Consider the following 15574-nt stretch of genomic DNA (forward strand, 5'->3'; position numbering starts at 1 on the left):
TGTCGGGGCGTGCCCCGGCCACCTTTGATCCAAAAAAGGAGTTTGCCATGCGTTTGACCACCAAAGGCCGTTTCGCCGTCACCGCCATGATCGACCTGGCGCTGCGTCAGTCCAACGGGCCCGTGACCCTGGCCGCCATCAGCCAGCGCCAGCAAATTTCCCTCTCTTACCTGGAACAGCTGTTCGGCAAGCTGCGCCGCCACGAGCTGGTCGAATCCACCCGTGGCCCCGGCGGCGGCTACACCCTGGCCCGCAAAGCGTCAGAGATCACCGTCGCCGACATCATCGTGTCGGTGGACGAGCCGCTGGACGCCACCCAGTGCGGCGGCAAGGAAAACTGCCTGGGCGAGGCTGGCCGCTGCATGACGCACGAGCTGTGGGCCGCGCTGAACCAGCGCATGGTCGAGTTCCTGGACTCGGTCAACCTGCAAAAGCTGGTCGACGAGCAACTCGCCAAGGGCGTGCAGGTGGAAGACAAGCCCAATGTGAAGCGTGCCATCTCGGCCATGCCGGTGGTCAAACCCATCCGCGTGAACGCGCCGAACTCGGTGTTTGCGCTGGGCAACGTCTTTTCCAAAAATTGAGCCTTGCCGGCCCGGGCCTTTGCCCGGTGCCGGACAATCGCCAATTCGAGTTTTCGCCTTTCGCACACAACGACCGAGTGAGCCCCTGATGGACACCACCCCACACTTCCCCATCTACATGGACTACGGCGCCACCACACCCTGCGACCCGCGGGTGGTGGATGCCATGATTCCCTGGTTGCGCGAGCACTTCGGCAACCCCGCGTCGCGCAGCCACGCCTGGGGCTGGGAAGCCGAGGCGGCGGTGGAAAAGGCCCGTGTCGACGTGGCCGACCTGATTGGCGCCGACCCGCGCGAGATCGTCTGGACCTCCGGCGCCACCGAGTCCAACAACCTGGCCCTGAAGGGCGCTGCCAACTTCTACAAGACCAAGGGCAAGCACCTGATCACGGTGAAGACCGAGCACAAGGCCGTGCTGGACACCATGCGCGAGCTGGAGCGCCAGGGCTTCGAGGTGACTTACTTGGACGTGCAAGAAGACGGCCTGCTCAACTTCGACGTGTTGAAGGCCGCCATCCGCCCCGACACCATCCTGATCAGCGTGATGTTCGTCAACAACGAAATCGGCGTCATCCAGGACATCCCCGCCATTGGCGCCATGTGTCGCGAAAAGGGCATCATCTTCCACGTCGACGCGGCGCAAGCCACCGGCAAGGTGGAAATTGACGTCAAGACGCTGCCGGTTGACCTGATGAGCCTGGCCTCGCACAAGACCTATGGCCCTAAGGGCATAGGCGCGCTGTATGTGCGCCGCAAGCCGCGCGTGCGGCTAGAGGCGCAAATGCACGGCGGTGGTCATGAGCGCGGCATGCGCTCGGGCACGCTGCCCACGCACCAGATCGTCGGCATGGGCGAGGCTTTCCGCCTCGCCAAGGCAGAGATGGCGCAAGACAACGCCAAGGCGCAAGCCCTGCACGACCGCTTGCTCAACGGCTTGAAGGACGTGGAGCAGGTGTTCCTGAACGGGCACGCCACCCAGCGCGTGCCGCACAACCTGAACATGAGCTTCAACTATGTTGAGGGCGAGTCGCTGATCATGGGCATCAAGGGCCTGGCGGTCAGCTCCGGCTCGGCCTGCACCTCGGCCAGCCTGGAACCCAGCTACGTGCTGCGTGCCCTGGGCCGCAGCGACGAGCTGGCCCACAGCAGCTTGCGCATGACGATCGGCCGCTTCACCACCGAAGAAGAGATCGACTACGCGGTGGACACCATCAAGAAGAACGTCGCCAAGCTGCGCGACCTGAGCCCGTTGTGGGAAATGTTCAAGGATGGCGTCGACATCAGCGCCATCCAGTGGGCGGCTCACTAAATCGTTGGAAGGAAAACATCATGGCCTATTCTGAAAAAGTCGTTGACCACTACGAAAACCCCCGCAACGTCGGCTCGTTCGACAAGGGCGACGAGACCGTGGGCACCGGCATGGTGGGCGCACCCGCCTGCGGCGACGTGATGAAGCTGCAGATCAAGGTGAATCCGCAAACCGGTGTCATCGAAGACGCGCGCTTCAAGACCTACGGCTGCGGCTCGGCCATTGCCTCGTCGTCGCTGGTGACCGAATGGGTCAAGGGCAAGACGTTGGACGAAGCCGCCGCACTGAAGAACAGCCAGATCGCCGAAGAGCTGGCGCTGCCCCCGGTCAAGATCCACTGCTCCATCCTGGCCGAAGACGCCATCAAGGCCGCCGTGGACGACTACAAGAAGAAGCACGGCAGCCCTGTGGCCGACGCCGCTGCCACCCCCGTTACCCACTGACCCACTGAAAAATCAGATGCCCGTTACGCTGACCGAAGCCGCCGCGCGGCATGTGACCCGTTACCTGAGCAAGCGCGGCAAGGGCGTGGGTGTGCGCCTGGGCGTCAAGACCACAGGCTGCTCCGGCCTGGCCTACAAGCTGGAATACGTGGACGAGCTGACGCCCGAAGACGTGGTGTTCGAAGACCACGGCGTCAAGGTGCTGGTCGATCCCAAAAGCCTGGCCTACATCGACGGCACGCAGCTGGACTTCGTGCGCGAGGGCCTGAACGAGGGCTTCCGCTTCAACAACCCCAACGAGCGCGACCGCTGTGGGTGTGGCGAGTCGTTCCGGGTCTGAAACCGACCGGAATGGCCGTGCCTTCGCTGCAATCCAACGACTTCGAGCTGTTTGACCTGCCCGCGCGCTTCCACCAGGACCGCGCCGCCATCGACACGCGTTGGAAAGAACTGCAGCGCGAAGCCCACCCCGACAAGTTTGCCGCCCAGGGCGCAGCCGCGCAACGCGTGGCCATGCAGTGGTCGGTGCGCATCAACGAGGCCTACCAGCGCCTGAAAGACCCGCTGCGTCGCGCCGCCTACCTGTGCGAGCTGCACGGCGCGCCCGTCAACGCCGAAAACAACACCGCCATGCCGGCCGACTTCCTGGCCCAGCAGATGGAGTGGCGCGAGCTGCTGGACGACGCCCGCCGCGAGCAGCAGTTGGAGATGCTGCTGGCCATGGTGAAAGACTCGCGCCAGACCATGCTGATGTGCTGCGAGCAGATGCTGGACAGCACCCACGAATACACCCAGGCGGCCCAGGTGGTGCGCGCGCTGATGTTCATTGAACGCTTCGCCGCCGACGTCGATGCCCGCTTTGAGCAAATGGAGACCGCTGCTCGCGGACAATAGCGGGTTACTTCATTCGTACACCCGTTCGTTTTCACCATGGCGTTATTGCAGATTTCAGAGCCCGGCCAGTCACCCGACCCGCACCAGCGGCGCATCGCGGTGGGCATAGACCTGGGCACCACCCACTCACTGGTGGCGGCAGTGCGCCACGGCGTGGCCGAGTGCCTGCCCGATGAAGATGGCCAGGTCCTGCTGCCCTCGGTGGTGCGCTACCTCGAAGGCGGTGGCCGGCAGATCGGCCGGGCCGCCCACGCCGCGCAAGCGCAGGACCCTGAGAACACTTTAGCCTCCGTCAAACGCTTCATGGGCCGTGGCCTGAAAGATGTGGCCGGCCACCAGAAGCTGCCTTACCGCTTTGTAGACCACCCCGGCATGCTGGGCCTGCAGACGGTGCAGGGCGAAAAGTCGCCCGTGGAAGTCAGCGCCGAGATCCTGGCCACGCTGCGCTACCGTGCCGAAGACAGCTTCAACGACGACCTGTTTGGCGTCGTCATCACCGTGCCAGCGTATTTTGACGACGCCCAGCGCCAGGCCACCAAAGACGCTGCCCAACTGGCCGGCCTGAACGTGCTGCGCCTGATCAACGAGCCCACCGCCGCGGCCATCGCCTACGGGCTGGACAACGCCGATGCCGCCAGTGATGAGCCCAAGGTGTTCGCCGTGTACGACTTGGGCGGCGGCACGTTTGACATTTCCATCCTGCGGCTGAGCCGGGGTGTGTTCGAGGTCATCGCCACCGGCGGCGACTCGGCCCTGGGCGGTGACGACTACGACCGCGCGCTGGCCGACTGGGTGCTGGCGCATGCTGGCGTTGCGCCTGAGAGCCTGAGCGCCGCCGACAAGGCCGCGCTGAAGGTGGCCGCCCGTGCCTGCAAAGAAGCGCTGTCGGCCGCCCCCAGCGTTGAATTCAGCGCCCAGATCACCGGCAGCCCGTTGACCCGCACCGTGACGGTGTCCGATTTCGAGCAAAGCACTGCCACGCTCACGCAGCGCACGCTGTCCGCCGTGCGCAAGGCGCTGCGCGACGCCAAGCTGTCGGTGGGCGAGGTGGAAGGCGTGGTGATGGTGGGTGGCTCCACCCGCATGCCGCAGGTGCAGCGCGCCGTGGGCGAGCTGTTTGGCAAAGCGCCCCTGAACAACCTGAACCCGGATGAAGTGGTGGCCCTGGGCGCCGCCATCCAGGCCAACCAGCTGGCTGGCAACAACGCGGCGGGCGACCTGCTGCTGTTGGACGTGATCCCGCTCTCGCTGGGTGTGGAGACCATGGGCGGCCTGGTGGAGCGCATCGTGCCGCGCAACCAGACCATCCCCACCGCCATGGCGCAAGACTTCACCACCTACAAAGACGGCCAGACCGCCCTGGCCCTGCACGTGGTGCAAGGCGAGCGCGACCTGGTGGCCGACTGCCGCAGCCTGGCACGCTTTGAGTTGCGCGGCATCCCGCCCATGGCCGCCGGCGCGGCCCGCATACGCGTCACCTTCACCGTGGACGCCGACGGCCTGCTGAACGTGGCCGCGCGCGAGCTGATCAGCGGCGTGCAGGCGCAGATCGACGTCAAACCCAGCTACGGCCTCGCCGACGACCAGATTGCCCGCATGCTGCAAGAGAGCTTCACCACCGCCCAGCAAGACATGCAGGCGAGGGCAGTGGCCGAGGCGCGGGTGGATGCTGACCGCATGCTGCTGGCCACCCAAAGCGCGCTGGACGCCGATGCCGACCTGCTGACGCCCGAAGAACGCGAGGCCGTTGACACGCTGATGCGCGCGCTGGCCGCCACCCGCGACCATGCGGACGCCGACGCCGCCACGCTGGAAGCCGCCACGCAAGCGCTGGCCAAGGGCACCGAAGCCTTCGCCGCGCAGCGCATGAACCGGGGCATACGCCAGGCACTGGCCGGCAAGAACATAGAGACCGTCTGAGTCTCAGCACAAGAACGACAAGATGCCCATCATCAAGATACTGCCGCACCCCGAATACTGCCCGCAGGGCGCACAGATAACGGCCCCCAGCGGCACCTCCATCTGCGAGGCCCTGCTGGACAACAAGATCAACATCGAGCACGCCTGCGACATGAGCTGTGCCTGCACCACCTGCCACGTGATCGTGCGCGAGGGCTTCAACTCGCTGAACGAGCAGGACGAGAGCGAAGAAGACCTGCTCGACCGCGCCTGGGGCCTGGAGCCCAATTCGCGCCTCAGTTGCCAGGCCATCCTGGCGCAGACGGATCTGGTGGTCGAGATACCCAAGTACTCGATCAACCACGCCAAAGAGAACCACTAAGATAGCCCCTCAAATCCAGTTCAGGATCTGTCCTGAAACTTGTCGACGAGGGGAGGTGTGATGAAAATCAGGCAAATTGCGGCCGCTGCATGGGCGGTGTTGGCGGCTGGCGTGTCATGGGCCGCCGCCGATGCACCTCCAATCCCGAATGCCGCGGCACTGACCGCCTTGGCCTGTGCGATACAAGTCAAGCCTGTGTACCCGCCTGACGCCTTGAAGCTGCGCGCGGAAGGCTTTGTCGTCGCGCAGGCGAAGATCGTGGACGGCCGGGTGGAGGATGTCACTACCATCTCCATGCCCAGCATCTTTGATGCCGCCGTAAAGGATGCGGTGAGGCAATACCAATGCACTGGCAAAGGCACTTTCTGGGCGACACAGTCGTTCTCATTCAAGTCCGACGCGTCAGGCTCGGTCGTGACCGGCCAGGGCGTGCCAGAGGAGTTGTTTTGGCAGGGCAGGCAAGCCGTGTTGGAATCGCGGTGGCCCGATGCCGTGCGCCTGCTCAGCGATGCCGCAGAACGTGGTCATCCTGTTGCCCAATTGCAATTGGGTACCTTGTACCTGTTTGGCCGTGGCGTGCAGAAGAGTGAAACGACAGCTGAACGGTGGATACGCTTGTCCGCCAATCAGGGCTATGCCAGTGCCCAGGCTGTGTTGGCCCGGATGTACCTGGAAGGTCTGGGCGGGCTGAACAAAGACGAATCTGAAAGCCTGCGCCTGGTTCAACTCTCTGTGAATCAAGGCGACCCCTTGGGTCGAGACCTGCTGGCCCAGTTTTACCAGGAAGGGCGTGCTGGGCTCACCAAAGACGACAACCGAGCTGCACAACTTCTGCGCCAGGCGGCTGACCAGGGCTTGCCGGATGCGCAACAGAAATTGGGGTTGATGTACTTTCATGGGCGCGGGGGTTTGCCTCAAGATGATGTGCAGGCAGTTGCCTGGTACCGCAGGGCGGCCCTAGGCAATGACGTTGTTGCGCAGTACCGCCTGGGGTACATGTACAGTCAAGGGCGTGGCGGGTTGGCCAAGGACGACGTGGAGATTGCGCGGCTCTACAAGTTGGCCGCAGATAAGGGCTATGGTCCGGCCCAGATCAATCTGGGCAACATTCATCAACGCAAAAAAACAGCCGAAGGTGACCGTGAGGCTGAGCGTCTGTACCGTCTCGCCGCGAATCAAGGTTTCGGGGTTGGGTGGTCCAACTTGGCGCTGGCGTATTTGGCCGGGCGAGGCGGGCGGGAGTCTGATGTGGTTGAGGCACTTCGCTACTGGCGTCCAGCTGCGGAGCAGGGCAACCCGGCCGCACAGTCGGATCTTGGATATTTGTATTCCCGAGGGATCGCTGGCTTGGCGCAGGATGACAGGCAAGCCTTGGATCTTTTCCGCTTGTCTGCAGCCAAGGGCAATGCCCAGGGTCAGAACAACCTGGCCACCATGTACGAAGAAGGCCGCGGTGGCTTGGCCAAGGACGATGTGGAGGCCGCCCGGCTCTATCGCCTGTCCGCCGATCAGGGTTTTGTCCATGCTCAGTTCAGCTTGGGGCAGATGTATGAGCAAGGACGGGGCGGCTTGCCCCGCGATCCAGCGCAAGCGCGCCACTGGTATCGATTGGCTGCGGCTGACGGGTTCGACCAGGCCAAGCAGGCTCTTGCCCGGTTGGGGCCGTGAGCCAAGGGCTTGCGCGTTTGAGGTAAAATGGCACCATTGCAACCCTGCACAAGAGCGAGAAAGGCATCTTGGTTATGACACCGCGAACTACAACTGCCGTGAATTGGAGTCTCCAAGGCCTGTAGTCGTGCGCCTTGGGGCGCTGGTGGTTGCCACCTTCAAAATTGCAAAAAAAGCGCGGCCGGTTCCGCGCTTTTTTGTTTTCAGTTTCCAAATTCTCCAGACAACATCATGATCAACATCACGCTTCCCGATGGTTCCAAACGCGAATACCCTGGCCCGGTCACGGTGGCTGAGGTGGCGGCTTCCATCGGCACCGGGCTGGCCAAGGCTGCGCTGGCGGGCCGGGTGCCTGCGGCTGACGGCAAGACCAAGGTGGTCGACACCAGCTACCTGATCAGCGCCGATTCGCCGCTGTCCATCGTCACCGCCAAGGACGCCGATGGCCTGGACGTTATTCGCCACTCCACCGCCCACTTGCTGGCCTATGCCGTCAAAGAGCTGTTCCCCGACGCCCAGGTCACCATCGGCCCGGTGATCGAAAACGGCTTTTTCTACGACTTCTCGTACAAGCGCCCCTTCACGCCCGAAGATCTGGTGGCCATCGAGAAAAAGATGACCGAGCTGGCCGCCAAGGACGAGCCCGTCACCCGCCGCGTGCTGCCGCGCGACGAGGCCGTTGAATACTTTAAGGGCATTGGCGAGGCCTACAAGGCCGAGATCATTGCCAGCATTCCGGCCAATGAAGACGTGTCGCTGTACCGCGAAGGCAAGTTTGAAGACCTGTGCCGTGGCCCCCACGTGCCCAGCACCGGCAAGCTGAAGTTCTTCAAGCTGATGAAGGTGGCCGGCGCCTATTGGCGCGGCGACCACCGCAACGAGATGCTGCAGCGCGTCTATGGCACCGCCTGGGCCAGCAAAGAAGAGCTGGCGGGTTACCTCACCATGCTGGAAGAGGCCGAAAAGCGCGACCACCGCAAGCTGGGCAAAGAGCTGGACCTGTTTCACATCGACGACCACGCCCCCGGCGTCGTCTTCTGGCACCCCAAGGGCTGGACCATCTGGCAGGGCGTGGAGCAGTACATGCGCCAGGTCTACCGCGACAACGGGTATCAAGAGGTCAAGGGCCCGCAGCTGCTGGACAAGACCCTGTGGGAGAAAACCGGCCACTGGGACAAGTACCGCGAAAACATGTTCACCACCGAGAGTGAAAAGCGCGACTACGCCTTGAAACCCATGAACTGCCCGGGCCATATCTTGATCTTCAAGCAGGGCATCAAGAGCTACCGCGACCTGCCGCTGCGCTACGGCGAATTCGGCCAATGCCACCGCAACGAGCCCACTGGCGGCCTGCACGGCATCATGCGCGTGCGCGGCTTCACGCAGGACGACGGCCACATCTTCTGCACCGAAGACCACATCCTGCCCGAGTGCGTGGCCTACACCACGCTGCTGCAAAAGGTCTACAAGGACTTTGGTTTCAGCAACATCATCTACAAGGTGGCCACCCGCCCGGCCCAGCGCATTGGCTCGGACGAAAGCTGGGACAAGGCCGAGCACGCGCTGATGGAGAGTCTGCGCGCCTCTGGCTGCGAGTTTGAAATCTCCCCCGGCGACGGCGCCTTCTACGGTCCCAAGATCGAATACACGCTGAAAGACGCCATTGGCCGCCAGTGGCAGTGCGGCACCATGCAGGTGGACTTTTCCATGCCCGAGCGGCTGGACGCCGAATACGTGGGCGAAGACGGCGCCCGCCACCGCCCGGTGATGCTGCACCGGGCCATCGTGGGCAGCCTGGAGCGCTTCATAGGCATACTGATAGAGGAACACGCCGGCGCCTTGCCCACCTGGCTGGCCCCGGTGCAGGTGGCGGTGCTCAATATCACCGACGCGCAGGCCGAATACTGTGGGGAAATTGCCCAAAAATTACGCAAAGCCCTGCCAAATCAAGACCTTAGAGTCATAACGGATCTGCGTAACGAGAAAATAACGTATAAAATACGGGAGCATGCAATGCAAAAGCTGCCGTATATCCTCGTCGCTGGCGACAAGGAAAAGGCAGCCGGTGCCGTTGCCGTGCGCGCCCGGGGTAACAAAGACCTCGGCGTGATGTCCATCGATGCGTTCGTGCAACTCATCGCCGACGATATCACCCACAAGGGAATCGCCTAGCCCAGTGCTTGTCAGCTCTCTTGCCCGCGCCCACGGTACGGTCTTAGCTACAATTTTTGTAGCAATTATATTGAGGAATGAACCATAGCTACTGAATTTCGTGATCGCCGCCAACGCGAAGAACGCAAGCACCGCCTGAACCGGGAAATCATGGCCCCGGAAGTCCGCCTGACCGGTCCTGAGAACGAGCCCTTGGGCGTTGTCAGCCTGATGGAGGCCTTGCGCCAAGCCGGTGAGTTGGATGTTGACCTGGTCGAAATTTCCCCCACGGCGAACCCCCCGGTTTGCCGTCTGATGGATTACGGCAAGTTCAAGTATCAAGAGCAAAAGAAGGCTGCGGACGCGAAATCCAAGCAGAAGGTCATCGAGGTCAAGGAAGTCAAGTTCCGCCCCGGTACCGACGATGGTGACTACAACATCAAGCTGCGCAACATCAAGCGCTTCTTGGATGAGGGTGACAAGTGCAAGATCACGCTGCGCTTTCGTGGCCGCGAGATTACGCACCAAGAGATCGGCATGGCGCTGCTGAACCGCATGCGTGCCGACCTGGCGGATTTGATCATTGTTGAGCAATTCCCCAAGCTGGAAGGCCGGCAGATGATCATGATGATAGCGCCGGGCAAGAAAAAGGTTGCTGCCAAGCCTGCTGCTGAAGCAGCGCCGGCGCAAACGCAGTAAAATACCGGGTTCTCCGCAGGGTTGGTCCCCGGCGGGGGATCCAGGTGGTGGGCTTTTGCCTGCCGCCAGGTCGTGGCGAGGTAACTCGCCACACAGTGGTCGAATGAAAGTTCGCCACACAAGTGGCTCGGGGCCAACAAGGCTGGAAATCGCTTCCAGACGCCTCACGAGCACAAATGAAAAGGAGCATTTGAAATGCCCAAAATGAAGACCAAGAGCGCGGCAAAGAAGCGTTTCCGCGTCCGTCCCGGTGGCACCGTCAAGCGCGGTCAAGCCTTCAAGCGTCACATCCTGACCAAGAAGACCACCAAAAACAAACGCCATTTGCGTGGTGCAGTCGGTGTGCATGAGACCAATATGGGTCACATGGCGCAAATGCTGCCCGGCATGGGTATTTGATTAACGACGTACAAGGAGAAATCACATGCCTCGCGTCAAACGTGGTGTAACGGCTCGCGCCCGCCACAAAAAGGTTCTGGCTCTGGCCAAGGGTTTCCGCGGCCGCCGCGGCAATGTCTTCCGCATCGCCAAAGAAGCGGTGATGAAGGCCGGGCAATATGCCTACCGTGACCGCCGCACCAAGAAGCGCGTCTTCCGTCAACTGTGGATCGCGCGTATCAACGCCGCGGCCCGCCAGTGCGGCCTGACGTACAGCCAATTCGCCAACGGCCTGAAGAAGGCCAACATCGAGATCGACCGCAAAGTGCTGTCCGATATCGCTGTGCATGACATGGCTGCTTTTGCAGGCATCGTGGAGCAAGTCAAGGCCAAGCTGGCTGCTGCTTGAATTCCGCGATGAGCCGCCGCCCCTAGGGGCAGCGGTTTGCAGCGTAAAGAAACAAGGGCTAAAGCTTGCAAAGGCTTTAGCCCTTTTTCGTCCCCATTTCCTACCTAGTTGATCCGCACCGCCATGAACGAGTTGGATGCCATTGTTGCCAGTGCCAAGACCGCCTTCGGCCAGGCCCCCACGCCCGCCGAGCTGGAAAACGCCAAGGCGCTGTTCCTGGGCAAGGCCGGCCGCATCACTGAGCTGATGAAGGGCATGGCCGCCTTGAGCGTTGACGAGAAAAAGTCGCGCGGCGCCGCCATCAACCTGGCCAAGCAAGCCATCGAGGCCGCATTGACCGAGCGCCGCCAGGCCCTGGCAGATGCCGAGATGAACCTGCAGTTGCAGGCCGAGGCGCTGGACGTCAGCCTGCCCGGCCGCCGCCGTGGCACCGGCGGGCTGCACCCCGTGTCCATCAGCACCGAGCGCATCGAGGCCATCTTCGGCTCCATGGGCTTCGAGGTGGCGCAAGGCCCCGAGATCGAGGCCGACTGGTACAACTTCACCGCGCTGAACACGCCGCAAGACCACCCGGCGCGCTCCATGCACGACACCTTCTATGTGGAAGGCGGCAGCGCCAACGCGCCCAACCTGCTGCGCACCCACACCAGCCCCATGCAGATACGCCACGCCATGGCGCACGTGCAGAAATACCGCAACCTGCTGGACGCCGGCCAGGCCATGCCCGAGATACGCGTCATCGCGCCCGGCCGCTGCTACCGCGTGGACAGCGACGCCACCCATTCCCCCATGTTTCACCAGGTCGAAGGCCTGTGGGTGGGCGAAAACATCAGCTTCAAGGACTTGAAGGTGGTGTACCTGAACTTTGTGCAGACCTTCTTCGAAACGACGGACCTGGACATCCGCTTTCGCCCCAGCTTCTTCCCGTTCACCGAGCCCAGTGCCGAAATCGATTTGATGTTCCGCACCGGCCCGCTGGCTGGCCGCTGGCTGGAAGTGTCTGGCTCGGGCCAGGTGCACCCCAACGTGATCCGCTACATGGGGCTGGACCCCGAGCACTACATCGGCTTTGCCTTCGGCTCCGGCATCGACCGGCTGACCATGCTGCGCTATGGCGTGAATGATTTGCGCCTGTTTTTTGAAGGGGACTTGCGATTTTTGTCGCAGTTCCAGTGACGCCCCAACGCCGTTGCCCCCTTCAACCCCTGAGCTAGAGCACCGAAATGCAATTCCCCGAATCCTGGTTGCGCGAATTCTGCAACCCCCCGCTGACCACCGCCCAGCTGGCCGACACGCTGACCATGGCCGGGCTGGAGGTGGAAGAGCTCAAGCCCGTGGCGCCGCCCTTCACCCACATCGTGGTGGGCGAGATCAAAGAGGCCGTGCAGCACCCCAACGCCGACCGCCTGCGCGTGTGTCAGGTGGACGTGGGGCAGGGCACCCTGCTGAACATCGTGTGTGGCGCGCCCAACGCCCGCGTGGGCATACGCGTGCCCACCGCGCTGGTGGGTGCCGAGCTGCCCCCGGGTGAAGACGGCAAGCCCTTCAGCATCAAGCTGGGCAAGCTGCGCGGGGTCGAGAGCCAAGGCATGCTGTGCTCCGCCCGCGAGCTGCAATTGTCTGAAGACCATGGCGGCCTGCTGGAGCTGGCCGCTGACGCCCCCCTGGGCCAAGACGTGCGCCAGACGCTGCAGCTGGACGACACCCTGTTCACGATCAAATTGACGCCGAACCTGGCGCACTGCCTCAGCGTCTATGGCGTGGCGCGCGAAGTGTCGGCGCTGACCCATACGCCGCTGAAGGCCGTGGCCTTCCCGCCCGTGGCCACTGGCAACAACGACAAGCTGGCGGTGAAGATTTCCGCGGCTGACCTGTGCGGCCGCTTCTCGGGCCGCATCGTGCGCAATGTCAACACCCAGGCCAAGACGCCGCAGTGGATGGTCGACCGCCTGGCCCGCTGCGGCCAGCGCAGCGTCACCGCGCTGGTGGACATCTCGAACTATGTGATGTTCGAGTTCGGCCGCCCGTCGCACATCTTTGACCTGGACAAGATCCACGGCGGGCTGGACGTGCGCTGGGGCAAGGCCGGCGAACAGCTGAAGCTGCTGAACGGCAACACCATCACCGTGGACGGCGAAGTGGGCGTCATCGCCGACGCCGCCCAGGTCGAGTCGCTGGCCGGCATCATGGGTGGCGACGCCACCGCCGTGTCTGACGACACCCGCAACATCTACATCGAAGCCGCCTTCTGGTGGCCCAAGGCTGTGGCCGGCCGCTCGCGCCGCTACAACTTCAGCACCGATGCCGGCCACCGCTTCGAGCGGGGTGTGGACCCGCAGCTGACCGTGGAGCACATCGAGCGCATCACCCAGCTGGTGCTGGACATCTGCGGCACGCCTGAGACCACCGTAGGCCCCATGGACGACCAGCAGGTCAACCTGCCCAAAAACCCGCCGGTGAAGCTGCGCGTGGCGCGCGCCGCCAAGGTCATCGGCATGCCGGTGACGCAGCCGCAGTGCGTGGAAGCGCTGGACCGCCTGGGCCTGCCCTATGCCGAAGGCGAAGGCACCGTGACGGTGATCGCCCCCAGCTACCGCTTTGACATCCAGATCGAAGAAGACCTGATCGAAGAAGTGGCCCGCATGCTGGGCTACAACAACCTGCCCAGCACCCCGCCGCTGGCCCCCACCACGCCCAAGCTGAAGCCCGAGGCCAGCCGCAGCCAGGCCGAGGTGCGCCACGCGCTGGCGGGGCTGGACTACCAAGAGACCATCAACTTCAGCTTTGTGGAAGAGCGGTGGGAACATGAGCTGGCCGGCAACGCCCAGCCCATCAAGCTGCTGAACCCCATTGCCAGCCAGATGAACGTGATGCGCTCCAGCTTGCTGGGATCGCTGCTGCAGGTGGTCAAGCACAACCTGGACCGCAAGGCCGAGCGCGTGCGCGTGTTTGAGCTGGGCCGCGTGTTTGTGCGCGACGCCTCGGTGCAAGACGGCCCCTTTGCCGTTGCCGGCGTGCACCAGCCCATGCGCGTGGCCGGCATGGCCTATGGCGCGGCAGACATGCCGCAGTGGAGCCGCAAAGAGCAGGGCGCTGATTTCTTTGACGTCAAGGGCGATGTGGAAGCCCTGCTGGCCCCGCTGCAAGCCAGCTTTGAGCCCGCCGAGCACCCCGCCATGCACCCCGGCCGCTGCGCCCGCGTGCTGGTGGGCGGCCAGGCGATTGGCTTTGTGGGCGAACTGCATCCGCGCTGGCGCCAGGCCTACGAGCTGCCACAGGCACCGGTGATGTTTGAGCTGGATTTGGATGCCGTGCTGGCCCGGCGCGTGCCCGTGTTCGCCCCGGTCTCCAAGCTGCAAGCCGTGCAGCGCGACATCGCCGTTGTGGTCAAAGAGGCCGTGACGCACGCCGCGCTGATGCATGCCGTGTGGGCCGCGCCCACCCAGGGCCTGCTGCGCGACGCGCTGCTGTTTGACGTTTACCGCGCCAAACCCGCCAAGCTTAGTGGTGACGGCGCCACGCCCACGGCCGGTGGACTGGCTGCGGACGAAAAGAGCCTGGCCGTGCGCTTGACGCTGCATGGGGGCGACGCTACCCTTACCGATGAGCAGATCGACGCGGCGGTGCAGGCGGTGCTGGCGCGCATCGTCAGCGACCTGGGCGGCCGTCAACGGGTTTGATGGAACAACGATGATGACAGAGTCCTACAACGCACAAGAAGTCGGGAAGACCATGGAATTTTCGGTAGAGAGCCTGGAAACCCCCGCGCTCACCAAAGCCCAGTTGGCGGAACTGCTGTTTGACCAGATCGGTCTGAACAAGCGCGAATCCAAAGACATGATCGACGCGTTTTTTGACCTGATATCAGACAGCCTGGTGGACGGCAATGATGTGAAGATCAGCGGCTTTGGCAACTTTCAGATCCGCACCAAGGCACCGCGCCCCGGCCGCAACCCGCGCACCGGCGAGGCCATCCCCATCGAAGCGCGCCGCGTGGTGACCTTCCACGCCAGCCACAAGCTCAAAGAGCAGATCCAGCAAGTTAACGTCAATTCCTGAAAAGGCGCGTAAGGCCCTTTCAGCATTCACATTGGCCGCCCGGGAGGGCCCGCCAAGTGTGACAAATTCAGCATTTTGGCAACCGGGTTGGAAATATCCCCCTTTTGGGGGCCAAACTCCCTTTGCACGCAGCGGTAACTTAGAGTAACCTCGAAGCTTTCCGCCGTACTGCATTGATTTCAATGGAGAAAACTCTCCCCCCAATACCTGCCAAGCGCTATTTCACCATCGGTGAGGTCAGCGAACTGTGTGGCGTGAAGCCGCACGTGCTACGGTATTGGGAGCAAGAATTTACCCAGCTGCGCCCCATGAAACGGCGCGGCAACCGCCGCTATTACCAGCACCACGAGGTGCTGATGATCCGCCGCATCCGCGACCTGCTGTATGACCAGGGCTTTACCATCAGCGGCGCGCGCAACAAGATGCAAGAGATCTTGCAGACCGAGCGCGACAAGAAGCGCAACGGCGAAGTGATGCTGGACGGCGTGGAAGTCATCGAGGTGGAAGACAGCGAGATGCTGGAAGAGTTTGAAGACACCAACATGGTGGACAGCGAATTCCACAGCGTGCCGCCCGACCAGCTGATGCTGGTGCGACGCGAGCTGTTTGAGATTCGCGATCTATTGAGCACCACGCACTGAAGAGAGTGGGGCGCAAGAGCAAGTCTTTGTGCCCGCAGCCGAAAACAGGGCAAAGCCA

At 62.9% G+C, this 15574-nt stretch carries 16 protein-coding genes; all 16 read left to right on the forward strand.

Features of this window, described 5'->3' with window-relative positions; all coding sequences use genetic code 11:
• Positions 1–47 precede the first annotated feature (47 nt).
• The 16 genes from iscR (at position 48) to AC1DX2_RS00560 (ending at position 15516) form a co-directional block, all read left to right on the forward strand.
• Positions 48–584: a Fe-S cluster assembly transcriptional regulator IscR gene (iscR, locus tag AC1DX2_RS00485; protein WP_477194319.1), complete on the forward strand. Its 537-nt coding sequence runs from the start codon at positions 48–50 to the stop codon at positions 582–584.
• Positions 585–672: 88 nt separating this feature from the next.
• On the forward strand, positions 673–1893 hold the full coding sequence (locus AC1DX2_RS00490) for an IscS subfamily cysteine desulfurase (RefSeq protein ID WP_477194320.1): 1221 nt from the start codon (positions 673–675) through the stop codon (positions 1891–1893).
• A 20-nt stretch (positions 1894–1913) separates the two neighbouring features.
• Positions 1914–2336: a Fe-S cluster assembly scaffold IscU gene (gene iscU, locus AC1DX2_RS00495; protein WP_477194321.1), complete on the forward strand. Its 423-nt coding sequence runs from the start codon at positions 1914–1916 to the stop codon at positions 2334–2336.
• Positions 2337–2352: 16 nt separating this feature from the next.
• On the forward strand, positions 2353–2676 hold the full coding sequence (gene iscA / locus AC1DX2_RS00500) for an iron-sulfur cluster assembly protein IscA (RefSeq protein ID WP_477194322.1): 324 nt from the start codon (positions 2353–2355) through the stop codon (positions 2674–2676).
• 17 nt (positions 2677–2693) lie between these two features.
• Positions 2694–3230 (forward strand): Fe-S protein assembly co-chaperone HscB, encoded by a 537-nt coding sequence (gene hscB / locus AC1DX2_RS00505; RefSeq protein ID WP_477194323.1) that lies wholly within the window; start codon positions 2694–2696, stop codon positions 3228–3230.
• Between the two features lie 36 nt (positions 3231–3266).
• On the forward strand, positions 3267–5150 hold the full coding sequence (gene hscA / locus AC1DX2_RS00510) for a Fe-S protein assembly chaperone HscA (protein WP_477194324.1): 1884 nt from the start codon (positions 3267–3269) through the stop codon (positions 5148–5150).
• 22 nt (positions 5151–5172) lie between these two features.
• Positions 5173–5511: an ISC system 2Fe-2S type ferredoxin gene (fdx, locus tag AC1DX2_RS00515; protein ID WP_477194325.1), complete on the forward strand. Its 339-nt coding sequence runs from the start codon at positions 5173–5175 to the stop codon at positions 5509–5511.
• Between the two features lie 60 nt (positions 5512–5571).
• On the forward strand, positions 5572–7179 hold the full coding sequence (locus tag AC1DX2_RS00520) for a hypothetical protein (RefSeq protein ID WP_477194326.1): 1608 nt from the start codon (positions 5572–5574) through the stop codon (positions 7177–7179).
• A 231-nt stretch (positions 7180–7410) separates the two neighbouring features.
• Entirely contained in the window at positions 7411–9351 is a 1941-nt protein-coding gene (gene thrS, locus AC1DX2_RS00525) for a threonine--tRNA ligase (RefSeq protein ID WP_477194327.1), read from the forward strand.
• Between the two features lie 84 nt (positions 9352–9435).
• A complete protein-coding gene (gene infC / locus AC1DX2_RS00530; RefSeq protein WP_477195732.1) occupies positions 9436–10029 on the forward strand; it encodes a translation initiation factor IF-3 in 594 nt (197 codons plus the stop codon).
• 195 nt (positions 10030–10224) lie between these two features.
• Entirely contained in the window at positions 10225–10428 is a 204-nt protein-coding gene (gene rpmI, locus AC1DX2_RS00535; protein WP_477194328.1) for a 50S ribosomal protein L35, read from the forward strand.
• 25 nt (positions 10429–10453) lie between these two features.
• Entirely contained in the window at positions 10454–10816 is a 363-nt protein-coding gene (gene rplT / locus AC1DX2_RS00540; protein WP_477194329.1) for a 50S ribosomal protein L20, read from the forward strand.
• A 123-nt stretch (positions 10817–10939) separates the two neighbouring features.
• Positions 10940–11992 (forward strand): phenylalanine--tRNA ligase subunit alpha, encoded by a 1053-nt coding sequence (pheS, locus tag AC1DX2_RS00545; RefSeq protein WP_477194330.1) that lies wholly within the window; start codon positions 10940–10942, stop codon positions 11990–11992.
• A gap of 47 nt (positions 11993–12039) precedes the next feature.
• The gene (gene pheT / locus AC1DX2_RS00550; RefSeq protein ID WP_477194331.1) at positions 12040–14496 is read left to right on the forward strand and encodes a phenylalanine--tRNA ligase subunit beta; all 2457 of its coding nucleotides are present in this window, start codon (positions 12040–12042) and stop codon (positions 14494–14496) included.
• A gap of 13 nt (positions 14497–14509) precedes the next feature.
• On the forward strand, positions 14510–14875 hold the full coding sequence (locus tag AC1DX2_RS00555) for an integration host factor subunit alpha (RefSeq protein ID WP_477195733.1): 366 nt from the start codon (positions 14510–14512) through the stop codon (positions 14873–14875).
• 182 nt (positions 14876–15057) lie between these two features.
• A complete protein-coding gene (locus AC1DX2_RS00560; protein ID WP_477194332.1) occupies positions 15058–15516 on the forward strand; it encodes a MerR family transcriptional regulator in 459 nt (152 codons plus the stop codon).
• The last annotated feature ends 58 nt before the right edge of the window (positions 15517–15574 follow it).

The organism is Hylemonella sp. P2_B10 (assembly GCF_056404875.1).